21 protein-coding genes are annotated in these 24,370 nt (G+C 44.0%); 5 read left to right on the forward strand and 16 right to left on the reverse strand.

Annotation, left to right across the window (positions count from 1 at the left end; genetic code table 11):
• Window positions 1-9: 9 nt before the first annotated feature.
• Window positions 10-591: a helix-turn-helix domain-containing protein gene (locus tag OCV57_RS06370; protein WP_117938994.1), complete on the reverse strand. Its 582-nt coding sequence runs from the start codon at window positions 589-591 to the stop codon at window positions 10-12.
• 65 nt (window positions 592-656) lie between these two features.
• Complete coding sequence (locus tag OCV57_RS06375) at window positions 657-3,338, reverse strand: cation-translocating P-type ATPase (protein ID WP_267300862.1); 2,682 nt, start codon at window positions 3,336-3,338, stop codon at window positions 657-659.
• A 236-nt stretch (window positions 3,339-3,574) separates the two neighbouring features.
• On the opposite strand from OCV57_RS06375, the gene OCV57_RS06380 reads away from it, so the two are divergent.
• Window positions 3,575-4,366 (forward strand): Bax inhibitor-1/YccA family protein, encoded by a 792-nt coding sequence (locus tag OCV57_RS06380; protein WP_038672465.1) that lies wholly within the window; start codon window positions 3,575-3,577, stop codon window positions 4,364-4,366.
• 130 nt (window positions 4,367-4,496) lie between these two features.
• Here the strand turns inward: OCV57_RS06380 and OCV57_RS06385 are convergent, their stop codons facing one another.
• From OCV57_RS06385 to OCV57_RS06405, 5 genes are all read right to left on the reverse strand, one after another.
• The gene (locus tag OCV57_RS06385; RefSeq protein WP_046439888.1) at window positions 4,497-6,857 is read right to left on the reverse strand and encodes a phosphoketolase family protein; all 2,361 of its coding nucleotides are present in this window, start codon (window positions 6,855-6,857) and stop codon (window positions 4,497-4,499) included.
• A gap of 274 nt (window positions 6,858-7,131) precedes the next feature.
• Complete coding sequence (locus tag OCV57_RS06390; RefSeq protein ID WP_195388537.1) at window positions 7,132-7,452, reverse strand: AzlD domain-containing protein; 321 nt, start codon at window positions 7,450-7,452, stop codon at window positions 7,132-7,134.
• The gene (locus tag OCV57_RS06395) at window positions 7,446-8,156 is read right to left on the reverse strand and encodes an AzlC family ABC transporter permease (RefSeq protein WP_195388538.1); all 711 of its coding nucleotides are present in this window, start codon (window positions 8,154-8,156) and stop codon (window positions 7,446-7,448) included. The genes OCV57_RS06390 and OCV57_RS06395 overlap by 7 nt, the downstream gene beginning before the upstream one ends.
• A gap of 34 nt (window positions 8,157-8,190) precedes the next feature.
• A complete protein-coding gene (locus OCV57_RS06400) occupies window positions 8,191-8,721 on the reverse strand; it encodes a cysteine hydrolase family protein (RefSeq protein WP_267300866.1) in 531 nt (176 codons plus the stop codon).
• Between the two features lie 591 nt (window positions 8,722-9,312).
• Window positions 9,313-9,519: a DUF378 domain-containing protein gene (locus OCV57_RS06405; protein ID WP_022288161.1), complete on the reverse strand. Its 207-nt coding sequence runs from the start codon at window positions 9,517-9,519 to the stop codon at window positions 9,313-9,315.
• Between the two features lie 274 nt (window positions 9,520-9,793).
• On the opposite strand from OCV57_RS06405, the gene OCV57_RS06410 reads away from it, so the two are divergent.
• The 4 genes from OCV57_RS06410 (at window position 9,794) to OCV57_RS06425 (ending at window position 14,290) form a co-directional block, all read left to right on the forward strand.
• Window positions 9,794-10,798 carry an aldose 1-epimerase gene (locus OCV57_RS06410; RefSeq protein ID WP_195221561.1) on the forward strand — a complete coding sequence of 335 codons (1,005 nt, stop codon included), beginning with the start codon at window positions 9,794-9,796 and terminating at the stop codon, window positions 10,796-10,798.
• A 172-nt stretch (window positions 10,799-10,970) separates the two neighbouring features.
• Window positions 10,971-13,430 carry a glycoside hydrolase family 94 protein gene (locus OCV57_RS06415; protein ID WP_267300868.1) on the forward strand — a complete coding sequence of 820 codons (2,460 nt, stop codon included), beginning with the start codon at window positions 10,971-10,973 and terminating at the stop codon, window positions 13,428-13,430.
• Window positions 13,431-13,456: 26 nt separating this feature from the next.
• Window positions 13,457-13,969 carry a hypothetical protein gene (locus OCV57_RS06420; protein WP_022288158.1) on the forward strand — a complete coding sequence of 171 codons (513 nt, stop codon included), beginning with the start codon at window positions 13,457-13,459 and terminating at the stop codon, window positions 13,967-13,969.
• A gap of 99 nt (window positions 13,970-14,068) precedes the next feature.
• Window positions 14,069-14,290, forward strand: coding sequence for a helix-turn-helix domain-containing protein (locus OCV57_RS06425; protein WP_242843639.1), 222 nt, complete (start codon window positions 14,069-14,071; stop codon window positions 14,288-14,290).
• Between the two features lie 120 nt (window positions 14,291-14,410).
• On the opposite strand, the gene argF is transcribed toward OCV57_RS06425, so the two are convergent.
• The 9 genes from argF to OCV57_RS06470 all read right to left on the reverse strand — a co-directional run bounded on the left by argF (window position 14,411) and on the right by OCV57_RS06470 (window position 23,970).
• A complete protein-coding gene (argF, locus tag OCV57_RS06430) occupies window positions 14,411-15,325 on the reverse strand; it encodes an ornithine carbamoyltransferase (RefSeq protein ID WP_046439882.1) in 915 nt (304 codons plus the stop codon).
• Between the two features lie 78 nt (window positions 15,326-15,403).
• On the reverse strand, window positions 15,404-16,588 hold the full coding sequence (locus OCV57_RS06435) for an aspartate aminotransferase family protein (protein WP_267300869.1): 1,185 nt from the start codon (window positions 16,586-16,588) through the stop codon (window positions 15,404-15,406).
• A gap of 32 nt (window positions 16,589-16,620) precedes the next feature.
• Window positions 16,621-17,478 (reverse strand): acetylglutamate kinase, encoded by an 858-nt coding sequence (gene argB / locus OCV57_RS06440; RefSeq protein ID WP_022288154.1) that lies wholly within the window; start codon window positions 17,476-17,478, stop codon window positions 16,621-16,623.
• A gap of 34 nt (window positions 17,479-17,512) precedes the next feature.
• Complete coding sequence (gene argJ, locus OCV57_RS06445; RefSeq protein WP_267300871.1) at window positions 17,513-18,769, reverse strand: bifunctional glutamate N-acetyltransferase/amino-acid acetyltransferase ArgJ; 1,257 nt, start codon at window positions 18,767-18,769, stop codon at window positions 17,513-17,515.
• 462 nt (window positions 18,770-19,231) lie between these two features.
• Window positions 19,232-20,179 (reverse strand): N-acetyl-gamma-glutamyl-phosphate reductase, encoded by a 948-nt coding sequence (gene argC / locus OCV57_RS06450; RefSeq protein ID WP_267300872.1) that lies wholly within the window; start codon window positions 20,177-20,179, stop codon window positions 19,232-19,234.
• Window positions 20,180-20,315: 136 nt separating this feature from the next.
• Window positions 20,316-20,759 carry a hypothetical protein gene (locus OCV57_RS06455; protein ID WP_046439874.1) on the reverse strand — a complete coding sequence of 148 codons (444 nt, stop codon included), beginning with the start codon at window positions 20,757-20,759 and terminating at the stop codon, window positions 20,316-20,318.
• On the reverse strand, window positions 20,740-22,113 hold the full coding sequence (gene argH / locus OCV57_RS06460; protein ID WP_046439871.1) for an argininosuccinate lyase: 1,374 nt from the start codon (window positions 22,111-22,113) through the stop codon (window positions 20,740-20,742). The genes OCV57_RS06455 and argH overlap by 20 nt, the downstream gene beginning before the upstream one ends.
• Window positions 22,114-22,220: 107 nt before the next feature.
• Entirely contained in the window at window positions 22,221-22,655 is a 435-nt protein-coding gene (locus tag OCV57_RS06465) for a pentapeptide repeat-containing protein (protein WP_022288149.1), read from the reverse strand.
• A 79-nt stretch (window positions 22,656-22,734) separates the two neighbouring features.
• Window positions 22,735-23,970, reverse strand: coding sequence for an argininosuccinate synthase (locus tag OCV57_RS06470; RefSeq protein WP_118059399.1), 1,236 nt, complete (start codon window positions 23,968-23,970; stop codon window positions 22,735-22,737).
• Between the last annotated feature and the right edge of the window lie 400 nt (window positions 23,971-24,370).

A 24,370-nucleotide genomic window follows, 5' to 3' on the forward strand; every position in this document is an offset into this window, starting at 1 on the left:
GGTCTTTTGCTACGGCTTGAATTTGTAGAAACCGTCGTTTGTACAGTAATAGCAGAAATATCCTGCTCTGCTTTGTGGAAATCTCACTGCAAGATCCTGCTCAGGATAGGTTTTGACAAGCGTCACCCTGTCATAGGATACAAACGCTATGAACGAGATATAGTGACCCTTTGTCATCTCGTGAGGACAGGTGACGAACCATTCGTCCTCCACCTCTTCAAGCTTCAAGGCGTGACCCTCGTCTGCGTCTTTCATTGTAAGGGGTGTAAGCTTTTTGCCGCAGCATGAAAGCTCTCCGCCCCCAAGTGATGTGAAAACGCTGCCGCATTTTTCGCATACATAGAATTTTATTTTGTTCATTGTAACAGCCTCCGAATTTTCCCCAAGCTCCCCTTGAAGAAGCTTGTCGATATTGACTTCCAGCACCTCTGAAAGTGTGCCAAGCAGCGAAACGTCCGGGCAGCCCAGACCCCTTTCCCATTTTGATACCGCCTTGTCGCTGACGTGTATAAGCTGTGCAAGCTGAGCCTGCGTCAGACCTTTTTCAGTGCGCAGTTCACGGATAAGTCTGCCTGTTTTTTCATTGTCCATTGTATCGCCTCCATGGTAATATCATATAATACCTAAAGCGATTTGTCAATCTACTCTCCGTAGACTTAATTCTGCGGAATGTTCACTGTTACGTCAGGAGATTTTTTGCCCATAAAAAGCTTTGGCATTATGCCTGCCCCAACAGGCACGATAGCCGCCGCTGACGCCGCCACAAGAAACTCTCCAAGGCTCGGAACGGCTGTGAAAAATATCTTTTGCAGAACAGGGAGCCATATGCCTGCAAACAGCGCTGCCGCTGATATGAATACAGAGAAAAGCAGGAATGGGTTTGAAAGATAAGGCACAGTGAAAAGCGTCTTTTCTTCCGATTTACATTCAAACACATGGATAAGCTGACTAAGTACGAGGGTTATAAGCGCACCTGTTCTTGCAGTGCCGAGAGAATGGGTGTTAGTGAGCAGAACAGTGAAGCTTGCAAGGGTGCAGATACCGATAAGAAGCCCTCTTATGACGATATGCCACATAAGTCCGCCGCTGAAAAAGCTGTCGTCCTCTTTTCTAGGTGGCTTTTTCATTACCGAGCTTTCCGCAGGCTCAAGCCCCAGCGCAATTGCAGGCAGGCTGTCTGTAACAAGGTTTACAAGAAGTATCTGCGCTGGAAGCAGTACCATTGGAAGTCCCATTAAAATTCCACCGAGCATTGTTATGACCTCGCCTATGTTGCAGGAAATAAGGTAGCGCACGAATTTTCTTATGTTCTGATATATGGTCCTGCCCTCCTCAACGGAGTTCACAAGGGTGGCAAAATTATCGTCAAGAAGTATTACGTCAGCCGCCTGTTTTGTGACCTCTGTGCCTGATATTCCCATTGATACGCCTATGTCGGCTTCTTTTATAGCAGGTGCGTCGTTTACCCCGTCGCCTGTCATTGCACAAACGTGCCCACGGTTTTTGAATGCCTTTACTATCCTGAGCTTGTGTTCAGGTGTCACCCTTGCGAACACACGGCAGTTTTCTATTACCTCGTCAAGCTGTTTGTCGTCCATTCTGTCAAGCTCGTCGCCTGTCAAAGCGATAGAGCCTGCTTTCATAATGCCGGCTTCTTTTGCAATAGCCTGGGCAGTGAGCTTGTGGTCGCCTGTTATCATAACTGTCTTTATGCCTGCACGCTGACATTCCGCCACCGCTTTTGCGGCTTCAGCCCTGAGAGGGTCTTTCATTGCCATTAGTCCAAGAAAAGCCCATTCCCCGTCCACCTGCTGTGAAAATGCTATCACACGCAGACCTTTTGAAGCGTATTCATCGCACTTGTAAAAAGCCTGTTTTCTCATTGCTCCGCCAAATGTCAAAAGCTCGCCGCTGTCAGAAAAAACGTGGCTGCATTCTTTTATGATAACGTCAAAAGCGCCTTTCCTGAATGCCGTTGTGCCCCCCTTTTCGTCAGCGCATATTACCGTCATGGAGCGTGTTTCACTTTCAAATGGAAACTCGTCAGTTCGTCTGTAACCAAGGGAGCTGACGTTTATACCTGCGTTTGCGCAGGCTATGAGTATGGCTGTTTCTGTAGGGTCGCCCTCTGCACTAAGTTCGCTTTGTCTGCCGCCCCTGTCACGCTTTTTTATCTTCTCAGGTGGGCAGAGCCGTGCGTTGTTGCAGGCTGCGCCGCACAAAAGTATCCTGCCAAGGTCAGGGCTTTCCCATGCTTTGAGGGCTTTGTCATCAAAGCTTGCTCCCTCTTTTGTTACGCCGTAAGCACGGCTTTTTTCGGTGCAGGTGAAAATATCGGTAACTGTCATTTTATTCATTGTCACAGTGCCTGTCTTGTCAGTGCAGATAACAGTGGCACAGCCAAGAGTTTCCACTGAATGAAGCCTGTGTACAAGTGCTTGACGCTTTAGCATTTTTCTGACCGCAAGGGCAAGCGCTATAGTCACCGTGGCAGGCAAGCCTTCAGGTATTGCGGCAATGGCTATGGTTATTCCTGTCATTGCCATATTGAGAACAGGCTCGCCCCTTAGTACGCCTGCAATAAAGACTACCACGCACACTGCAAGGCAGATGATAGCAAGAGTTCTGCCAAGCTCTCCGAGTTTCTTTTGCAATGGAGTTTCAGGCTCTTTTATCTCATCAAGCATGGTTGAAACCCTGCCCATTTGGCTTCGCTCACCTGTTGCCACCGCCGTGACCTCGCCAACGCCCTTTGTGACAACTGTTCCCATGTATACCATGTAATCCTTATTCAAAGCGGTAAAATCTATCTCAGATGTACGGCATTTCTTTATCGCAGGCACAGCTTCGCCAGTGAGTGCAGATTCGTCGCATGATAACGCCCTTGATGAGTTTATGTAGCCATCGCAAGGCACTCTGTCACCTGCTTCGAGAGTAAAAACATCTCCTGCCACGACCTCCGACGCAGGAATTTTCACAAGCCTGCCGTCACGATATACCATGGCGGTGGGAGCGGTCATATTTTCAAGCTTTTCCAGAGTTTTTTCACAGCGGTATTCCTGAATAAATCCCAGCGCAGCGTTAATGATAACTATAAGCACGATAGGCACAGCGTCAGCATATTGCCCAAGTGCTACGGATATCACCACCGACACAAGAAGTATCATCACCATAACGTCGTGAAACTGTCCTGCAAAAATTTTCGCCGCAGAGGTCTTTTTCTTTTTGGCAAGGCGGTTCTCTCCGTCCGTACTGAGCCGCTTTTCAGCTTCCGCAGTTGTTAGCCCCTTTCTTGTGGTCTGATTTTCCGTAAGCTTCTTTTCAAGTATATCCAGCACAATGTATCTTCCTTTCCGATTTTTTGGCATAGCCTTGATAACATTGTGCGAAACGTTTTGACTGCACAAGATTTTTCAGTGCTTTTGCCTTTGCTTACATCATATGCGGACAAGTCCCAAAAAAGAACCTTGCGTTGTTGCCTGAAAAATCATATTGACTTTTTTAAGAAAATATGTATAATAGTATATAAGCCATGAAAATAAATATTGGCGAAAAAAATAAAGGAGGCAAATTCATGAACGATTATAATAATTTTTCTGAAAGCTATTCAAATCCACGAGTGAAAAAACTGCGCTCTTTTGCACAGTCCACTTACGGCATGGAGGCGGCAAGCTATAAGGGCATTGCAATGAAGACCTTGTATTTTGTTGCAGTTTTCGCCGCAGGCATGGGAGCATATTTTTACATTCACAACTTCTTCGGCGGTGGTGCGCAGGCTTTTTCCACTGAGTATGCTATCTTTGTCGGCGCTATTATCGCAACAGCAATAGCAGGACTTGTGGCTTCATTCGCTCCGAAAACAACGGCGGTAACAGGCTCTATCTATTCCGCAGGTATGGGATATGCTCTCACCTTTATGTCAATGATCTACGCAATGCAGTGGAAAGGCATAATAGTTGAAGCCGTTACACTGACGCTTCTCACAGTTGCAGTGCTTGCAGTTATCTATTCAAAGGGCGTTCGTGTGGGAAGCAGAATGAAAACTGCTCTTATCACCTGCCTTTGGGTCTCTATCATAGGCGGATTGCTTTTCATGCTTCTTGCATGGCTCGCACCTCATTCAGCTATCTACACTTCAATCGTTGCAATAAACAACGGCCCTATCGGCATACTTTTCGCTGTTATTGGCGTTCTTATCGCCGCAGCGCTTCTTATGTGCGATTTTGAAACTATCCAGATGACAGTTGAACAGGGGCTTCCTGCTCAGTATGAATGGTATGCAAGCTATGGTCTTATCGTAGGCGTTATTTATCTTTATCTTAAAATACTGAATCTCCTTGCAAAGATAGCAAACAACAGAAAGTAATTCATAGACTTAGCACTTTTTATCCCTCGTCACAAGGCGGGGGATATTTTTATGCACAAAAAAGGAACTCCCGAATAAATGGAAGTCCCTTTTTGTGTGGGTATATTTAATTAATAGAAAGGCTTTTTTATCAGATATCCCATTTCCAATCTCTGATCTCAGGCATATCAAGACCATATTCAGCAATATACTGCTTGTGTTCAACAAGCTTGTCCTGCATGAGCTGGTGGAGATAAGCGCCTGTGTTTCCGAGCTGTGGAAGTCTTTTGATAACCTCCATAACAAGGTGGAAACGGTCTATCTCGTTCTGAACTCTCATGTCGAATGGAGTTGTGATCGTACCCTCCTCGTTGTAGCCGCATACATAAAGGTTGCGGTTGTGACGATGATAGAGAAGCTCGTGGATAAGTGTAGGATAGCCGTGGAATGCAAATACGATAGGCTTGTCCTTTGTGAACAGTGCGTCAAAGTCAGCGTCGGAAAGTCCGTGTGGGTGCTTTGACTGTGGCTGAAGCTTGAACAGGTCAACGACGTTGATAAATCTTATCTTTACCTGTGGAAGATTCTTTCTCAGGATAGTTACTGCCGCAAGTGCTTCAAGTGTAGGTGTGTCGCCGCAGCAAGCCAGAACAACGTCAGGCTCCTGACCCTGATCGTTTGAAGCCCATTCCCAGATACCGATACCCTGTGTGCAGTGCTTAACAGCCTGCTCCATTGTGAGCCACTGCTGTCTTGGGTGCTTTGATGTTACCATTACGTTTACATAGTTCTTTGAACGTATGCAGTGGTCAAAGCATGACAGCAGACAGTTTGTGTCCGGTGGGAGATACATTCTTACAACGTCTGCTTTCTTGTTTGCAACATGATCGAGGAAGCCTGGATCCTGATGTGTAAATCCGTTGTGATCCTGCTGCCATACGTTGGAAGAAAGTATGTAGTTAAGTGAAGCAATCTTCTGTCTCCATGGGAGCTGTGAAGTAACTTTGAGCCACTTAGCGTGCTGTGAGAACATTGAGTCAACAATTCTGATGAAAGCCTCATAGCTTGCGAAGAAACCGTGACGTCCAGTGAGCAGATAGCCCTCCAGCCAACCCTCGCACATATGCTCAGAAAGCATAGAGTCCATAACACGACCGTCAGAGGCAAGGAACTCGTCGTTGTCCAGCTTGTCAGCGTTCCAATCTCTGTTTGTTGCCTCAAAGACCTTGCCAAGTCTGTTTGACATTGTCTCGTCAGGCCCGAAGATACGGAAGTTTCTGCTTTCTTCATTAAGCTTGAATATATCTCTTACAAATCCACCAAGCTCTATCATATCCTGTGCTTCAACTGCACCAGGAGCAGGCACATCAATGCCGTATTTCCTGAAATCAGGAAGTCTGAGATCTCTCAGAAGAAGTCCGCCGTTAGCGTGTGGGTTTGCGCCCATTCTTCTGTCGCCTGTAGGAGCAAGCTCCTCAAGCTCAGGGATAAGTCTGCCCTCTTCTGTGAAAAGCTTCTCAGGGTGATAGCTCTTGAGCCAATCCTCAAGCATTTTCAGATGCTCAGGAGCTTCCATTGTCATTGGTACCTGATGCGCTCTGAATGTACCCTCTATCTGCTTGCCGTCTACAACCTTCGGACCTGTCCAGCCCTTTGGTGAACGGAATATTATCATAGGCCACTTTGGTCTTTCAGTAACGCCGTTTTCTCTTGCGTTCTTCTGGATAGTCTTTATTTCCTCGATAACAGTGTCAAGAGTTTCAGCCATAAGCTTGTGCATTGTCATAGGATCGTCGCCCTCGACAAAGTATGGCTTCCAGCCGCAACCCTCAAAGAAGCTCTTTATCTCTTCATGAGAAATTCTTGAGAATACAGTTGGATTTGATATCTTGTAGCCGTTAAGGTGAAGTATAGGAAGTACAGCACCGTCAGTCTTAGGATTCAGGAACTTGTTTGAGTGCCATGCTGTTGCAAGAGGACCGGTTTCAGCCTCACCGTCGCCGACAACGCAAGTTGTGATAAGGTCAGGGTTGTCAAATACAGCGCCGAATGAGTGTGCAAGTGAATAACCAAGCTCACCGCCCTCGTTTATAGAACCTGGGGTTTCAGGCGCAACGTGTGATGAGATTCCTCCTGGGAAAGAGAACTGCTTGAACAGCTTCTGCATACCCTCAACATCTCTTGAAATGTTAGGATATACCTCAGAATAAGAGCCTTCAAGATAGGTGTTGGCTACCATGAAGTTTCCTCCGTGACCAGGGCCTGAAATATAGATCATGTCAAGGTCATATTTCTTGATGACTCTGTTAAGGTGAACATAGATAAAGTTCTGACCAGGTACAGTACCCCAGTGACCAACTATCTTTTTCTTGACGTGATCCATTGTGAGTGGCTCACGGAGAAGCGGATTGTCAAGCAGATAGAGCTGACCTGCCGAAAGATAATTAGCAGCTTCCCAATACCTGTTCATTTTCTCCAAGAGCTCAGGAGAAATGTTCATTGTGTCTGACATTGCAATACCTCCATATATTTTGTCATAGATCAAAAACAGTAAACGTTTTCACACAATAAGATTATATCACAGCCCAGAATTATTTGCAAGAAAAGAATATGAAACTAGCCGAAAATTTTATACTGCATTTACGATATTTCATATGCTATATAAAAATAGTAATAATAAAGACCTCTCCGCATATAGCAGAAAGGTCAAAGTATGACTAAATAACAGTAAAGAACATATGCAACGTCCTTAGCCGGTGGGCTGTCGAGGACGCCAGCCCCTACATTTAGATAAGCTGACAAATAAGTATCACGCAGAAGCTTGCAAGGCAGGCAAATGCCGCAACTATAATAAGGCTTTTTTCCTTGAATGAAAGCACGCAGGCTGTTATAAGTCCTGCTATGGAAGCCGCAAGGTTCCCCGTTGAGAAAAGTATGGACGGGAAAGTCATTGCTCCAAGCACAGCATATGGCACATAGTAAAGAAAGCTTTGCACAAATCTGTTTGTTATCTTGCCCTTGAATATCACCAACGGCAGGGCACGAATAAGATAGGTCACTCCTGCCATAATGAAAAGATAAATGAAGAAATCTCTTATACTCAGCATTGACCGTCCTCCTCATTTTTCACAGGCATGAGAGCCGCCATTATTCCTGCGGAAAGAACGGTGCAGATTATTATGGAAAATCCTCCGGATACCTTATTAAGAATAGGCAGCCACTTGAAACAACAGCTAAGAAGAGCCGCCAATATCGCCGCCATTGCAATGCCCTTGTTTTTCTTTGCAGGCGGTATTATTATTGCAAGGAACATTCCGTATATTGCAATGCTAAGTGCGCTTATGACTATCTCAGGAAGTATTTTTCCTGCCGCCGCACCTATAAGAGTCCCCAGCGACCAGCCTGCTACAGGTAAAGCGATAAGCCCATACATATACTGCCTTGAAACTTCCCCTATATTTCCCATTGCCATGACAAATATCTCGTCTGTCACTCCGAAGCCTACCAGCCAGCGGTGTATTCCCGACAGTGACTTGTCAGCTTTCTGTGAAAGAGATATTGACATAAGGGCATATCTCAGATTGATGATAAACTGTGCACAAGCCATTTCTATCCAGAAACCGCCCCCCGACAGCATAATGTCAAGTCCTGCAAACTGACCTGCCGAGGTCACATTGCAAATAGAGATAAGCACAGTTTCCCACCAGCTCAGACCACCTTTTACGCCTTGAAGTCCAAATGTAAAAGATACCGAAAGATACCCCAAAGCAATAGGTATGCCGTCTTTAAGACCTTTTTTGAAACCACTCATAAATCATTCCACCGAAGCGGTGTTCCCCCTCAAATCAAAAATTATCTATCCTGCACTGACATGACGCCATTGTAACAAGTGCCGCCTTGTGGCTTTCTTCCGTTACTCCTGCACAGGCGTTTGCGTCAACTATGACCTCGCATTCAGGACAAAAAGCTTTTATTAGCAAAGCGTTTGATACCACGCAAATGTCTGTGCAAAGTCCGCAAAGCTCTATCTCGTCCCCTGCCTTTGTTATTTCAGCAAGGTGCTGTGCAAGCTCAGCCGAGCCGAATGTGTTTTTTTCATAGACCTCTGCGCTTCCACCGATAGCCTCAGCTACCTGAGCCTCAGGCTGCCAGCCCTCGGTGCCTTTTATGCAATGCTCCACAGGGAGCTTTTTTCCCTCAGGCGTTTCAAGATAATCCTTGAAATGCGTGTCAAGGGTCATGAATACAGTGCTGCCCTGAGCCTTGTAACTGCGTATTTTTTCACAGACAGCAGGAACGATCATTTCTGCCATTTTTGAGCCAAGACTGCCCGTGACAAAATCATTCTGCATATCAACAACTATAAGATATCTCATATTCTATTTACTCCTTTCTTTCACGACGAAAACGTTTTGACAGATAAGAACTGACATATTGTTTTATTAGTCCATAAGGTAACATTATAACTCTAAAATATGAATTTTTCAACGTGTGCATAAAATGGGCAAAAAAAATGCTGAGCAACGGTGCTCAGCAGAAAATAAAATAAAAAAAACTATGTGTAGAACAAAAGAAAGGAGACAACAAAACGGATGTTAAATCAAACAAATTATGTTCAATATCCTTAACATCAATTAAATTATAACCTCTTTTGTAGCGATAGTCAAGAAAAAGTTGCAAAGAACTTATTAATTTTCTGAAAATTCGGGATTTTGCACAAATATTTCGTTGACATTATGCTAACAATGACATCTGCGTGAGGTCTGAACTTAAATCGACTTAAAAAAGTAAAATATCTTATCCATTTTTAGTGTCTGTGATGTTCAAATTTTAATGTTTAAAACAAAAAAATAAGGTCATGACAGCAGGAAAGAGAGCCGATTTTAGAATATGCAGCAGGCAAACCCGTGATAAAATGCTGCCCTCTGAAACAAGCTCCCTCTCCTGCCGTCATGACCTGCAGGGGACTACTGCTCGGTGACAAGTCTGTTGTCTTTGAAAAACAGTGAAATGCACCAGATAGCCGAAATAGCTACCAAAACGTAGATGATCCTGCTTAGTATCGCTGCAGCGCCTCCGAAAAGAAATGCCACAAGGTCGAACTGGAAAATGCCCACAAGCCCCCAGTTTATGCCGCCTATTATGAGAAGCAGCAGTGCGATCCTATCTATCATGAGAAACTCCTCCTTTGATTGTTTAAGATATAGAGCAGTCCGTCTGTCAGCGGGCTGTTGATTGTAGTATTGTCATATTTTTTTGGATTATTCATTGAACGTTTGGTAAAAAACTACTAAAAAACGCAGCGAAAATTCTATATAAAAATCTGCGTTTTGTACTAGACAAAAGCGACGGGCTATGTTATAATGATTGTATGTTAATCGTTTAAGTAAAAATGTATGGTAAAGCGGGAGGAAGATCATCGCTTTGCATTATGGGGGCGTTACTTTTTTGAATAATATAGACCTTAAATTCATGTTTAAAGATACGGAATGTGTCAGAATGCAGTCGGGAAAGTATTCCTGCGTTATCGCACCAAAACTTGGTGCTGCTGTGCTGAGGCTTCGTGACGAGGAAAACGGCATAGAGGTGTTCAGATATCGTGATGACTGCACTCTCAAGACTATAAATAAGGCGAGAGAGATATGGGGACTGCCTACTCTTTTCTTGCCTAATCGCTTTGATAAGGGCATTATAAAGACCTCTGACGCAGTGTATCAAATGCCTGTAAATGAGAAAAAGCTTGATAATTTTATCCATGGCTGGGTGCATAAGAGAGAACACGAAATAGAGTGTTATTCAACACAGGATAAAAAAGTTGTGCTTGTTACTTCTTATACCTTTGACAAGAATGACGAGATGTATTCTTATTTTCCGGTGGATTTTAAAATATCCTATACGTTTACGCTTTCTGAAAACGGTCTTTTGCAGGAGATATACCTGACAAACAACAGCGACAAGGCTCTGCCTGTTTCAATATGTACTCATACCTGCCTTAATGCGCCAATGTGCGACGGTGGCAGGGAGGAATCAATGAGAATGTGCGTGCCGATAATCGAAAAGTGCGAGCTTGACAAGAGATGTCTGCCAACAGAAAAGCTTTTGCCTCTTAAAAAGAAAGACCTTGAATATAAAGAGGGTACAAAAATGCCTACCCTGCATAATATCTCAAACGATATGTACACCGCAGGCATGAACAAGCTTGACGGTAAGGACTTCTATGGCTCTTATGTTGTGGATACTGACAATGGTCATAAGGTTTGCAACGAGGTGTCAAAAGAATTTAAGTTCTGGAATATGTGGAACGATAAGGGCAATAAAGGATATTTCTGCCCTGAACCAATGACAGCTATGATAAACTCTCCTAATCTCAGCCTGCCTAACGAAGTGAGCGGATATGAGGAGATAACAAAGGGTCACACATTCAAGTGCTGGCAGAGATTCTTTACTGAATAATAGAAAAAACTATCATTATGCAGAATGAGAGTTATGTAACAGCTCTGTAAATGTAGGGGCGAACAGCGTTCGCCCGTTGGCTTGATCACTTTGTGACGGCTATACACTTCACAATGGTTATAATTAAGAAATTAATTAACAATAGATAAATTACGAAAGGTGGAAATTATTGATGAAATTTGGTCATTTTGATGACGTGAAAAAGGAATATGTCATCAGCAATCCAAGAACGCCATATCCATGGATAAACTATCTTGGCACACAGGAATTCTTCTCACTTATCTCCAACACAGCAGGAGGCTATTCCTTCTATAAGGACGCAAGACTGAGAAGAATAACTCGTTACCGTTACAACAACGTGCCTATCGACATGGGCGGAAGATATTTCTATATCAAAGACGGCGAAACTATCTGGAATCCGGGCTGGTCACCGGTAAAGACAGAGCTTGATTTTTATGAGTGCCGTCACGGTATGGGCTATACTATCATCACAGGTAAGAAGAATGGACTTAAGGCTGAGGCTACATTCTTTGTTCCTCAGAACTATAACGGCGAAGTTCAGCAGGTAGTTCTCACAAACGAGAGCAATGAAGAAAAAACATTCTCATTCTTCTCATTTGCAGAATGGTGTCTTTGGGACGCTCAGGACGACTGCACAAACTTCCAGAGAAACTTCAGCACAGGCCGTGTTGAGGTAGTAGGTTCAACTATCTATCACAAAACAGAATACAGAGACAGAAGAGATCACTTTGCATTCTATACAGTAAATGACGAGATAGACGGCTATGATACAGACAGAGATTCATTTATCGGTCTTTATAACGGCTTCCATAACCCACAGGCTGTTGAAGCAGGCAAGGCTAACAACTCATTTGCAGACGGCTGGTCACCTATCGCTTCACACTACAAGAAGATAACACTTGCTCCGGGCGAGTCAAAGACTCTTGTATTTATCCTCGGCTATGTTGAAATGCCTGTTGATAAGAAGTTCGAGGCTGACGGCGTTACTATCAATAAGGAAAAGGCTCTCGCAATGATCGAGCAGTATAACACTCCTGAAAAGGTAGCCGCAGGTCTTGAAGAACTCAAGGCAACTTGGGACAGACTTCTCAGCGTTATCAATGTTGACACACCTGATGACAAGGTAAACAGAATGGTAAATATCTGGAACCAGTATCAGTGCATGGTAACATTCAACCTTTCACGTTCCGCATCATATTTCGAGAGCGGTATCGGCAGAGGAATGGGCTTCAGAGATTCAAACCAGGATATCCTCGGCTTCGTTCATCAGATACCGGACCGTGCAAGACAGCGTATCATCGACATCGCTTCTACACAGCTTCCTGACGGCGGCTGCTATCATCAGTATCAGCCTCTTACAAAGAAGGGCAACTCCGATATCGGCGGTGACTTCTCAGACGACCCACTGTGGATGATCCTCTCAGTTTCCGCATACATCAAGGAAACAGGCGACTGGTCTATCCTTGACGAAATGGTGCCATACGATAATGACGAGTCAAAGGCTAAGCCAATGCTCGATCACCTTAAGGTATCATTCTATCACGTTGTAAATAACCTCGGCCCTCACGGTCTGCCACTTGCAATGAGAGCTGACTGGAACGATTGTATCAACCTTTCATGCTACTCTGACACTCCGGGCGAGAGCTTCCAGACTTATACAAACCCTAAGTTTGCAGCCGAGGGCGGCTACTCGAAGGTAGCTGAGTCTGTAATGGTGGCAACACTCTTTACATACACAGGCCCTAACTATGTGTCTATCCTCAAGCACCTTGGTAAGGACGATGAGGCTGCCGCAGCACAGGCTGAGATAGACAAGATGAAGAAGAACGTTATGGAATCTGCATTTGACGGCGATTGGTTCCTGAGAGCTTACGATTCCACAGGCGCAAAAATGGGCTCAAAGGAGTGCGAAGAGGGCAAGATATTCATCGAGCCACAGGGCTTCGCAGTTATGTCTGAAATAGGCAAGGACGAGGGCGCTGACATCAAGACACTTGATTCTATCGACAAGTACCTCAATACAAAGTATGGTCTTGTTCTTAACAACCCTGCATACTCAAAGTATTATATCCAGTATGGTGAGATATCCACATATCCGGGCGGATATAAGGAGAACGCCGGTATCTTCACACACAACAACGCTTGGATAATCTGCGCAGAAGCATATGCAGGCAGAGGCGACAAGGCATTTGAGTATTACAGCAAGATAGCTCCTGCATTCAACGAGGAGATATCTGATCTTCATAAGACAGAGCCTTATGTATACGGTCAGATGATCGCTGGTAAGGACGCAAGCAGATTCGGCGAGGGCAAGAACAGCTGGCTCACAGGTACAGCCGCTTGGAACATGGTAGCTATCTCACAGTACATTCTCGGAGTACAGGCTGACTTTGACGGCTTGAAGATAGATCCATCTATCCCTCACGAGTGGGACGGCATGACAGCAACACGTCAGTACAGAGGTGCAACATACAACATCACTGTTAAGAACCCTGACCACGTTTGCAAGGGCATAAAGAGCGTAACTGTTGACGGCAAGGCAGTAGAGGGCAATGTTCTCCCTGTAGCTGAAAATGGTGCAACAGTAAATGTTGAGGTAGTAATGGGCTAAGCCATACAAATTTTAAAGGCGAGATTATGTTTTTTGGAAAGACAAAGAAAAAAAATAAACCAACTACAATTGAGCATCCTGTATTAGGAACTTTGATTAAAAAAACAGATTGGTACACAAAGAAGAGCTTTATCATTACATTATGGGATAAAACTTTTGACCTGTATCTATGTATATACTCAAATCAAAAAGATGCTGTAATTTCATTTGAACAAGAAGAAGCAATCAGATATTATCTTGATAATCAGATTCAAATCGAACGAGATATTCAAAAAATGTTGTTGAATTTTTTTCACACTTCAGATTGTTCTTTGATTGAAAAGAGTATACAAATTGAAGGATTGAATTTTACAAGGAATGGAGCTATCAGCATTGGTTTAATATCTGATTTTTCTGATGAGTTTCTTGAAAAACATATTGGAGAAGATGTTATTTTTACAGATTCTTTTGGGATGTCAGTTTATCCGATTAAGGCAGTGCTTCCAAATGAGAAAGTATATTACAACTTCAATAATAAATACGAAGGAGACCAGCTTTAATATGAATGTGTTTGACAGCATAATTACTGGACTTAACGAGGCAGTTGACTACGAAAAAGGTAAAATTTCTGCTAAAAAACAACTCTTAGAATAGAGCCTTTGCCTGATATATCTGCTGAAGATATAAAAGCGATCCGAAAAAAGCTGGGATTTACGCAGGCGGTATTTGCCGCAGTGATCGGAGTTTCGACAAAAACTGTTGAGGCGTGGGAAACAGGTACGAACCAGCCTATCGGTCCTGCACGCAGAATGATCTCACTCATTCAGTTTGACCCAGAAATTCTGCAAAGCTACCATATCGTAAATGAAAATGTTATTTAACTATGACCGCAGTTCTTTGAGGACTGCGGATCTTTTTATCCCGTCACATCAAAGACCTTTTTGATGTGTTCAACACAAAAAAGCCGCCCACCAGCGTGGACGGCTTTTGTCATATGCGAATTATTCCTGCGGACCCATTACCTTGACCATAACGGCTTTCTGTGCATGAAGTCTGTTTTCAGCTTCCTCGAATATCTCATTTGCGTGAGCCTCGAATACCTTTTCTGTTATCTCCTCTTCACGGTGAGCAGGCAGACAGTGCTGTACCATTGCGTCAGCCTTTGCAACAGCCATGATATCGTCATTTATCTGATAGCCCTTGAATGCGATCTTTCTCTTCTCTGTCTCAGCTTCCTCGCCCATTGAAGTCCAAACGTCTGTGAACAGAACGTCAGCGTCCTTTGCAGCCTCAAGAGGAACGTCTGTCATTGAGAACTTGTCGCCGTAGCCCTTGGCAAATTCAAGAACCTCAGCAGCAGGCTGATAATCCTTAGGGCAAGCGATAGAAACTTCCATGCCTACCTTAAGTCCACCAACGATAAGCGAGTTTGCCATGTTGTTGCCGTCGCCTATGTAGCACATTTTCAGACCCTCGAAACGTCCTTTGAACTCTCTGATGGTCATAAGGTCAGCAAGCACCTGACAAGGGTGGCAGAAGTCTGTCAGACCGTTTATTACAGGGATAGAGCCGTATTTAGCAAGATCCTCAACCTCTTTCTGCTCAAAAGTACGGATCATGATGCCGTCAAGGTAACGTGAAAGAACACGGGCTGTGTCCTGAACAGGCTCGCCTCTGCCTATCTGGAGGTCACGGTTTGAAAGGAAAAGTGCCTGACCGCCAAGCTGGTACATACCTGTTTCAAAAGAAACTCTTGTACGGGTAGAGGACTTCTGGAATATCATTCCGAGAGTTTTGCCCTTGAGAATGTGATGCTCGATACCGTTTTTGTTTTCGTATTTGAGCTGGTCTGCAAGATTGAGAATGTCGAGAATTTCCTCCTTGGAAAGGTCGAGCATTTTAAGTAAATGTTTCATAATATTTCCTCCGTAATTTGATTTTTATTTGGTATTGCGTATCAAACGGGCGAACACTGTTCGCACCTACACACTTTGTTATTTCTCGTCAAGAACTTTTTTCAGTATAGCAAGTCCCTTGTCTATCTGCTCATATGAGATATTCAGCGGTGGCAAAAATCTCAGCTTGTCCTTTGCTGTGAGAATAAGAAGTCCGTTTTCAAAGCATTTGTTAAGCACATCAGCGGCTTTCTTGGTTTTGAGCCTTACGCCTATCATAAGACCAAGTCCGTCAACGCCCTCAACTTCGTCTATCTGGACAAGCTTTTCTCTGAAATATTCGCTCTTTTTGCGAACTTCTTCAAGAAATTCAGGCTTTGTCACCTTGTCAAGAACTGCGTTTCCGCCTGCGCAGGAAATAGGATTTCCACCAAACGTCGAGCCGTGTGTACCCTTGCCAAGTACCTCACTGCACTTCTTGTTCGCAAGGCACACGCCTATTGGAACACCGCCTGCAAGACCCTTTGCAAGTGTGGTTATGTCAGGCTTTACGTTGTAAAGCTCAGATGTGAGGAGCTTGCCAGTTCTGCCAACGCCTGTCTGTACCTCGTCTGCGATAGTGAGGATATCCCTCTTTGCACACTCAAGCATGATAGTGTTTACAAAGCTCTGCTGAAGAGGTATAACACCGCCCTCGCCCTGAACGAACTCGAACATTACTGCACAGACCTTGTTGTCAAGCTTGTTGAGCTTGTCCATAAGATCGTCAATATCATTAGCGATAACATTCTCAAATCCACCAACGAACGGGAAGAAGTAGTTGTGGAAAACCTCCTGTCCTGTTGCAGAAAGAGTGCAAAGCGTTCTGCCGTGGAAACTGTTTACAAGGGTAATGATGATATTTCTCTCAGCGTCCTTGCCGTATTTGTCAAAGCTGTATTTTCTTGCAAGCTTGATAGCGCACTCGTTAGCCTCTGCTCCCGAGTTGCCGAAGAACATTTTCTCATAGCCTGTTGCCTCGCAAAGTCTTTTTGCAAAGTCAGCCTGTACCTTTGTGTAATAGTAGTTTGAGGTGTGCTGTATCTTGTGTGCCTGATCGCAGATAGCGTTCACCCAATCCTCGTCGCAGTAGCCAAGGCTGTTTGTGCCGATACCGGAGCCGAAGTCGATATACTCTTTTCCGTCCTCGCCAACAGCCGTCTGACCATGACCGCTTTCCATAACAAGACCTATTCTGCCATAGGTCTGCATAACGTGTTCGTTGAACTGTTCTATGGTGTTCATTTTCATCACTCTTTTCAATATGTATTGATATTTTATATAAACTGTGTACCGATACCCTCGTTAGAGAGCAGCTCGATAAGTATCGAGTGCGGTACTCTGCCGTCAATGATAGTGGTCTTTTTAACGCCACGTCTTACGGCTTCAACACAGCAGTCTATCTTTGGTATCATTCCGCCGCTTATGATGCCTTTCTTTTTGAGATAAGGCACATCGCTGACGTTTACCTGTGGGATAAGTGTGGAATCATCGTCCTTGTCCTCCAGCAGACCAACTATATCCGTCATAAGGATAAGCTTTTCCGCTCTCAGACAAGAAGCAATTCTCGCCGCCGCAGTGTCAGCATTGATATTGTAAGACTGTCCGTCCTCGCCAACGCCAACTGTGGAGATTATAGGAACATAACCGTTGTTAAGTGCGTCAACTATAGGCTTTGTTGTTACCTTTTTGATGTCTCCCACAAAACCAAGGTCTACCTCGCTGTCAAGCTTCTGCGCAAGTATCATCTGACCGTCACAGCCGCAAAGACCGAGAGCCTTTCCGCCGTGAAGCTGCAAAGCGCAAACAAGCTCCTTGTTTACCTTGCCGCACAGCACCATTTTAACGATATCTATAGTTTCAGCGTCAGTGTATCTCAGACCGTTTATGAACTTGCTTTCAATGCCGACTCTTTTGAGCATTGCATTTATCTCAGGACCACCGCCATGAACAAGAACTACCTTTATGCCTACCTCGCTTAAAAGCACGATATCGCTCATAACAGCTTCTTTAAGCTCAGCATTTGTCATAGCGTTGCCGCCGTATTTTACAACGACTATCTTGTCGTGGTATTTCTGAATGTGCGGCAGAGCGTCAATAAGTATCTGACTTCTGATTTTATTGCTTATGTCCATTTCTCATTCTTCTTTCCTATACTGATTTTATGTCTTAGCTTCTGTAATCGCCGTTTATCTTAACATAATCATATGTAAGGTCACAGCCCCATGCAGTGGCAGTGCCGTTGCCGTCGCCGATAGAAACGCTTATTGTTATCTCGTCCTCAAGAAGAACGGTCTTAGCCACTTCCTCAGAGAACTCTATGCCTGCGCCGTTGTGGCAAACGTGTATCTCTCCTGCCTTTGATGACAGTGAAACGTCCACCTTGTTTATGTCAAAATCAGCTTCAGCGTATCCAACAGCACAGAGTATCCTGCCCCAGTTAGCGTCAGCACCGAACATTGCGCACTTGAAAAGCGGCGAGCATATAACGCTCTTTGCAACGATTATAGCGGTGTCAAGGTCTTTTGCACCGGTAACAGTACATTCAAGAAGCTTAGTTGCGCCCTCGCCGTCCTTTGCGAGCATTTTAGTAATGTTCATCATAACTATATAAAGAGCTTTTTTGAACACCTCGTAGCTCTCACCCTCGGCTGTTATCTCATGGTTTCCTGCAAGTCCGTTAGCCATAACAGCACAGGTATCATTCGTTGACTGGTCGCCGTCAACAGACAGGCAGTTATATGTTATCTTGACGATATCAGTAAGAGCCTTTTTGAGCATTTCGGAAGATACAGCACAGTCTGTAGTGATAACATTGAGCGTAGTCGCCATGTTAGGGTGTATCATACCGCTGCCCTTGCCCATGCCGCCAACGTGGCAGATCTTGCCGTCAAGCTCAAACTCAACAGCAACTTCCTTTTTCACTGTATCAGTAGTCATGATAGCAATAGCGGCTTTTTCGTTGCCCTCATAGGAAAGTCCCTCATAAAGCTCGTCTATCTTAGTTTCGATAGGCTCGAGAGGGAGTATCTGACCTATGACGCCTGTCTGAGCGATAAGAATTTCCTCAGGCTTAACGCCCATTTTCTCGGCAGTCATCTCGCACATTTTGTAAGCCTTTTCCTCACCGTCAGCGTTGCAGGTGTTAGCGTTTTTGGAGTTGAGGATAAAGCCCTTAGCCTTGCCGCCTGTTTTAGCAAGATTTTTCTGAGAAACAGTAACAGGAGCACCCTTGACCTTATTCTGAGTAAAAACGCCGGCGGCTGAACACATAACGTCAGACTCCACAAGGCAGAGGTCAGGTTTTTTTGTAGGGTTTTCCTTTATGCCGCAATAAAGACCGTTAGCCTTAAAGCCCTTTGCAGCACACACGCCGCCGTCTACATACTTATAGCCGTCGAAATTTTTCTTTGATATCTCTTTCATATTCAAAACTCCTTACAAAATTTTCACACTAATTAGATCAGGACAGATTTTTTCTATTAATTATTTCTGTAGGGGCGAACAGCGTTTGCCCGCTTATTTTTTCCGCACTTTTATATTCGCACTCATTGGTCGGGGATTGCTCTCCTTTGTGGGGGAGCTTATTGTCGCCGTTGGCGAGTCATTTGAAGACGCTTCGCTGTTCAAATGACAAAAGCGGCGGAGTTTTGTTGGTTTTTAGGCTTGATTGAGAAATTTTACTTCGGTTTGTTTTATTTTTTTGTCCGCCGCTTTTTTTAGACCGTACTTTTGTGGAGGGGGCTCTGCCCCCTGTTGGGTTTGATTTTGCTTTTGGCTTTATTTTGCCCCCGCTGGGGCTGCTCGCCCCCGTCCCTCGGCAGGGCTAACGCCGCCCTGCACCGGCGATTTTTTGTGCGGTGCTTTTGGTTTGTTTTTTGCTTTTTGTTATTCCAACCCCATTGCTTCGTTTATCCCCAACATTATATTCATATTCTGTATTGCTGCGCCGCTTGCACCTTTTCCAAGGTTATCAAATCTCGACATAAGCAATATCTGATCCTCATTTCCGCACACGAATATCTGCATATTATTTGTTCCGGCCAATGTATTCGCTGCGATAAATCCGTCAGGAAGCGTTTCTGTTCCGCCAAGCTCCATTACCTTAACGAAATGCTGACCAAGATAATGCTCCGCCATTATTTCATGGATATTCTCAGGTGTATACTTTTTTGTCAGACATCTTGTCACCAGCGGCACAGAAACAACCATACCATTATAATAGTCGTCAACTATCGGATTAAACATAGGCTTATATTTAAGTCCGCACACCGCCTGCATTTCAGGGATATGCTTGTGCTTCTGCCCAAGTGCATACTGACGTGGAGAATACATTTCCTTTGTTTTATTTTCGCTCTCCATAGCGGCTATCATTTTCTTTCCGCCGCCGCTGTAGCCTGAAACTGCATGGCAGGTAACAGGATAATCCTCAGGAAGCACTCCTGCCTTTACGAGAGGATAAACAAGGCTTATAAAGCCGCTTGCATAACAGCCTGGGTTTGCAACTCTTTTTGAATTGCGGATATTCTCTCTATGCTTTTCGGAAAGCTCAGGGAAGCCGTAATCCCATGCAGGGTTTGTTCTATGAGCGGTAGAAGCGTCGATTATCCTGACATCAGGGTTTGTGCAAAGTGAAGCCGCCTCTATTGCCGCTGCGTCAGGCAGGCAGAGAAAAGTGATATCCGATGAGTTTATCATCTTTGCTCTCTCGTTCACGTCCTTGCGCTTTTCCTCGTCAATGAGCATTATCTCAACGTCATTTCTGTTCTGAAAACGCTCATATATCTGAAGTCCCGTTGTTCCTTCTTTTCCGTCAATAAAAACTCTTGTTTTCATTTTTTCTTCATATCCTTTTATAAAACTTTATGATTTTGTCTGTCAATAATCTGTATGCTCATGCAAATGCAAACTTTTGTAGGGGCGAACAGTGTTCGCCCGTTTGGCTGACAGCTCTTTAGCCGTCCGCATACTTTTAATTATCGTCCAAAATGTTCTTGTATTCAGGTTCTTTTTTCAGCTTTTTACGCTTTTTATCTTCCTTTGCGGCGTTTATTGCGTCCTTATCCGCAAAGCAGTTTCCAAGACCTGCAGCGAAGCCAGCGGTCAACACAGTGAGTACGATAAAGTTCGGCACTACCGACCTTGCTTCCTCCACGAAGATATATTCTATCACCGAAACCGCTATCATCACAGGCGCAACATACCATTTCAAGCCGTAGTTCTTAGCGTGTCTGTAGCAAGCCCACCATGTACACACAGGGTACACCACCGTAAATCCCACTGCAAACAGCGGATATATCACAAAAAGCTTAGCCGTAAAAAGCCACATTATAACTGTCGCAAGCTCCCACAGCACAAGATATAGCAGTGCCGTCTTAACAGGGGAGCGGTGTTTATCAAAGCTTATTTCTGACATATTCTATCTGAGCTTTTACAGACTCAGGCGCAGGACCGCCTGCCGCTTTTCTCTGCATTACGCAGGTGTCAAGGCTGATAGCGTCATAAACGTCCTCGTCAAAGTTGTCAGTGAGCTTCTTGTACTCCTCCAATGGGAGAGTTTCAAGTGTACAGCCCTTTTCAATGCAGGTGTGAACGAGAGTACCCGTTATCTTGTAAGCGTCCCTGAAAGGCATACCCTTCTTAACAAGATAGTCAGCGCAGTCTGTAGCATTTATAAATCCCTTGGCTGCGGCGTTTCTCATGTTCTCAGGGATAACTCTCATTGTAGCAAGCATCGGGTCGAACGTTTTAAGACAAAGCTTAACAGTGTCAATAGCGTCAAAGATAGCTTCCTTGTCCTCCTGCATATCCTTGTTGTATGCAAGTGGCAGACCCTTCATCATAACGAGCAGTGTGTTAAGGTCGCCGTAAACTCTGCCTGTCTTGCCTCTGATAAGCTCAGTAACATCAGGGTTTTTCTTTTGTGGCATGATAGACGAGCCTGTTGCATAAGCGTCGTCAAGCTCGATAAATTTGAACTCCCATGAGCACCAAAGGATTATCTCCTCAGAAAATCTTGAAAGGTGCATCATAAGCAGTGAGATAGCTGAGCAAAGCTCAATGCAGAAATCTCTGTCCGAAACGCCGTCAAGTGAGTTCTGTGTTATCTCGTCAAATTCAAGCAGATCGCAAACTCTCTGTCTGTTTATAGGGTAAGTTGTAGATGCAAGAGCACCGCTTCCCAAAGGCATGATGTTTGTTCTCTTGTAGCTGTCCTCAAGTCTTGAAATATCTCTCAGAAGCATATTTGCATACGCCATAAGGTGGTGAGCAAATGTGATAGGCTGTGCCCTTTGAAGATGAGTATATCCCGGCATAACAGTTGTGAGATTTTTCTCTGCAATGTCAAGGATAGTGTGTTCAAGCTTTTTCACAAGCTCGATTATCTCTTTTGTTTCGGCTCTGAGTATCATTCTCACGTCAAGTGCCACCTGATCGTTTCTTGATCTTGCCGTGTGAAGTCTTTTGCCTGTGTCGCCAAGCCTTTTGGTAAGCTCAGCCTCAACAAACATATGAACGTCCTCTGCAGTAGGGTCGAACTGTAATTTGCCCTCGTCGATATCCGCAAGAATACCCTTAAGTCCCTGGACTATTTTTTCGCTTTCGTGCTTTTCGATTATACCGCACTCGCCAAGCATAGTGGCGTGTGCCATAGAACCCTCTATATCATAGCGGTACATTCTTGCGTCAAAGGAAATAGATGAATTGAAATCATTGACTCTTTCGTCAACTTCCTTTGTAAATCTTCCTGCCCACATTTTTCCTGCCATTTTAAAACCGTCCTTTATGTTTATTTCAAGTTATCAAATATAAAAAATGTATGGGCAAAATGACCCCAAAGGATCATCCTGCCCCGATACATTTCAATAAGTGCGGATCAAATTTCCTTTTCGTGCTGTTCAAGCAGCTTCTGGATATCCACGCCGTTGATCTTCAGACCGTCTATCTTGCAATCGTTTATCTCAACGTTTGTAAGGTCACAGTGAATGAACTGTGAGTTCTTAAGATCAGGATTTTTAAACTCAACATTGTTCATGATAGAGCAGCCAAATCTCGAGTTGCTGAGATTTACGCCCAAGAACTTTGTGTTTACCATATACATATCTGCAAAGTCGCTTTCTTTCATGCTGACGTTGTTGAAATGTGTCTCGTCCATATTAACGTCATCGAAAACGGCTTCCTTAAGATTTACGTTCGAGAACTTTGCTCCGCCGAGGTTTACGTCTTCAAAAGAGGAGTTCGGCAGGCTGTCATAAGAGATCTCGACCTTCTTGTCTATTGCAGGCTCAAAAATGCTGTTGTTATCTGACATATCAAAACCTCCGTGAAAAATATTATACAAACTTTTTAAGGTTATACACCTTTATGCTCTGTTGACCAGAGCAACGCTATTAGTCCTTCTTAGCGTTTCTCTTCTGCTCGAGCTTAGCTCTTACCTTGATAGGCAGACCGAAGAGGTTGATGAATCCTGTTGCATCAGCCTGATTGTAAACATTGTCCTCATCAAATGTAGCAACTTCTTCATCATAGAGAGTATATGGAGATGTTACACCTGCGTTTATCATGTTGCCCTTGTAAAGCTTGAGCTTAACATCGCCTGTAACAGTCTTCTGTGTTTCTGTAACAAATGCGCTCATAGCCTCACGGAGAGGAGTGAACCACTGACCATTGTAAACAATGTCAGCAAACTTGATTGAAAGATACTGCTTAACTCTTGCAGTTTCCTTGTCAAGTGTGATAGTTTCAAGAACTTCATGAGCCTTGTAAAGGATAGCTCCGCCTGGAGTTTCATAAACGCCTCTTGACTTCATGCCTACGAGTCTGTTCTCAACAAGGTCAGCAAGACCGATACCGTTTGCACCGCCAAGCTCGTTAAGCTTTGTAACAAGCTCCTTGCCGTTCATCTCAACGCCGTCAACTGCTGTTGGGATACCCTTTTCAAAGTGGATAGTTACATAAGTTGGCTTGTCAGGAGCCATGATAGGTGAAACGCCCATTTCAAGGAAGCCCGGCTTCTCATACTGTGGCTCGTTTGCAGGATCTTCAAGATCCAGACCTTCGTGTGAAAGGTGCCAAAGGTTCTTGTCCTTTGAGTAGTTTGTTTCTCTGTTTATCTTCAGAGGAATGTTGTGAGCCTCAGCATACTCGATCTCCTGCTCTCTTGACTTAAGATCCCAGATTCTCCAAGGAGCGATTATCTGCATATCAGGAGCGAAAGCCTTGATAGCAAGCTCAAATCTAACCTGGTCGTTGCCCTTACCTGTGCAGCCGTGGCATATAGCGTCAGCACCCTCTTTGATAGCAATCTCAGCTATTCTCTTTGCAATGATTGGACGAGCAAATGAAGTGCCGAGGAGGTACTGGTTTTCATAAACAGCGCCAGCCTGTACTGTTGGATATACATAATCCTCGATGAACTCTTCTGTAAGGTCCTCGATATAGAGCTTAGAAGCGCCTGTCTTGATAGCCTTTTCCTCAAGACCGTCAAGCTCTGTGCCCTGACCAACGTTTCCTGAAACAGCGATTACTTCGCAGTTGTTGTAGTTTTCCTTGAGCCACGGAATGATGATAGATGTATCAAGTCCGCCGGAATAAGCAAGGACAACTTTTTTGATCTCTTTTGCCATAACAAAATTCCTCCATTGTTTGTAGTAAGTATGTTTGTATAATATTTTCACGGCTCTCATGCCGATAAAATTATTATACACCTTTATACAGCATTGTCAAGTGCTTTTGCATAAAAATTTTATATTTATACACATTTCAAGGCTTTTTAATGTATATTTTTAGATAATATACAATTTATTCTGTATAATCTTCAAAAGATATACATATCGAGTATTGTAACGGCATAAAATAAAACAGCTAAACCAAAAACACAAAAACAGCTTTACAAATACTTAATTCAATTATATCACTATTCTTCAAAAAAAGCAACACAAAAAAGCCCTGTTTAACGATTTTTGTACAATATTTCAGGGCTTTCAAGGGGTTGCAATTTCATAAGAAATGATATATAATATACTC

Origin of the sequence: Hominimerdicola aceti (genome assembly GCF_025567495.1) — a bacterium.
GTDB classification, from domain to species: Bacteria; Bacillota; Clostridia; order Oscillospirales; family Ruminococcaceae; genus Hominimerdicola; species Hominimerdicola aceti.

What these genes read in the sequence shown, in the direction of transcription:
- OCV57_RS06370 (WP_117938994.1), bottom strand. Translation starts at nt 591, where the DNA reads ATGGACAATGAAAAAACAGGCAGACTTATCCGTGAACTGCGCACTGAA.
- OCV57_RS06380 (WP_038672465.1), top strand. Translation starts at nt 3,575, where the DNA reads ATGAACGATTATAATAATTTTTCTGAAAGCTATTCAAATCCACGAGTG.
- OCV57_RS06385 (WP_046439888.1), bottom strand. Translation starts at nt 6,857, where the DNA reads ATGTCAGACACAATGAACATTTCTCCTGAGCTCTTGGAGAAAATGAAC.
- OCV57_RS06390 (WP_195388537.1), bottom strand. Translation starts at nt 7,452, where the DNA reads ATGCTGAGTATAAGAGATTTCTTCATTTATCTTTTCATTATGGCAGGA.
- OCV57_RS06395 (WP_195388538.1), bottom strand. Translation starts at nt 8,156, where the DNA reads ATGAGTGGTTTCAAAAAAGGTCTTAAAGACGGCATACCTATTGCTTTG.
- OCV57_RS06400 (WP_267300866.1), bottom strand. Translation starts at nt 8,721, where the DNA reads ATGAGATATCTTATAGTTGTTGATATGCAGAATGATTTTGTCACGGGC.
- OCV57_RS06405 (WP_022288161.1), bottom strand. Translation starts at nt 9,519, where the DNA reads ATGATAGATAGGATCGCACTGCTGCTTCTCATAATAGGCGGCATAAAC.
- OCV57_RS06415 (WP_267300868.1), top strand. Translation starts at nt 10,971, where the DNA reads ATGAAATTTGGTCATTTTGATGACGTGAAAAAGGAATATGTCATCAGC.
- OCV57_RS06420 (WP_022288158.1), top strand. Translation starts at nt 13,457, where the DNA reads ATGTTTTTTGGAAAGACAAAGAAAAAAAATAAACCAACTACAATTGAG.
- argF (WP_046439882.1), bottom strand. Translation starts at nt 15,325, where the DNA reads ATGAAACATTTACTTAAAATGCTCGACCTTTCCAAGGAGGAAATTCTC.
- OCV57_RS06435 (WP_267300869.1), bottom strand. Translation starts at nt 16,588, where the DNA reads ATGAACACCATAGAACAGTTCAACGAACACGTTATGCAGACCTATGGC.
- argB (WP_022288154.1), bottom strand. Translation starts at nt 17,478, where the DNA reads ATGGACATAAGCAATAAAATCAGAAGTCAGATACTTATTGACGCTCTG.
- argJ (WP_267300871.1), bottom strand. Translation starts at nt 18,769, where the DNA reads ATGAAAGAGATATCAAAGAAAAATTTCGACGGCTATAAGTATGTAGAC.
- argC (WP_267300872.1), bottom strand. Translation starts at nt 20,179, where the DNA reads ATGAAAACAAGAGTTTTTATTGACGGAAAAGAAGGAACAACGGGACTT.
- OCV57_RS06455 (WP_046439874.1), bottom strand. Translation starts at nt 20,759, where the DNA reads ATGTCAGAAATAAGCTTTGATAAACACCGCTCCCCTGTTAAGACGGCA.
- argH (WP_046439871.1), bottom strand. Translation starts at nt 22,113, where the DNA reads ATGGCAGGAAAAATGTGGGCAGGAAGATTTACAAAGGAAGTTGACGAA.
- OCV57_RS06465 (WP_022288149.1), bottom strand. Translation starts at nt 22,655, where the DNA reads ATGTCAGATAACAACAGCATTTTTGAGCCTGCAATAGACAAGAAGGTC.
- OCV57_RS06470 (WP_118059399.1), bottom strand. Translation starts at nt 23,970, where the DNA reads ATGGCAAAAGAGATCAAAAAAGTTGTCCTTGCTTATTCCGGCGGACTT.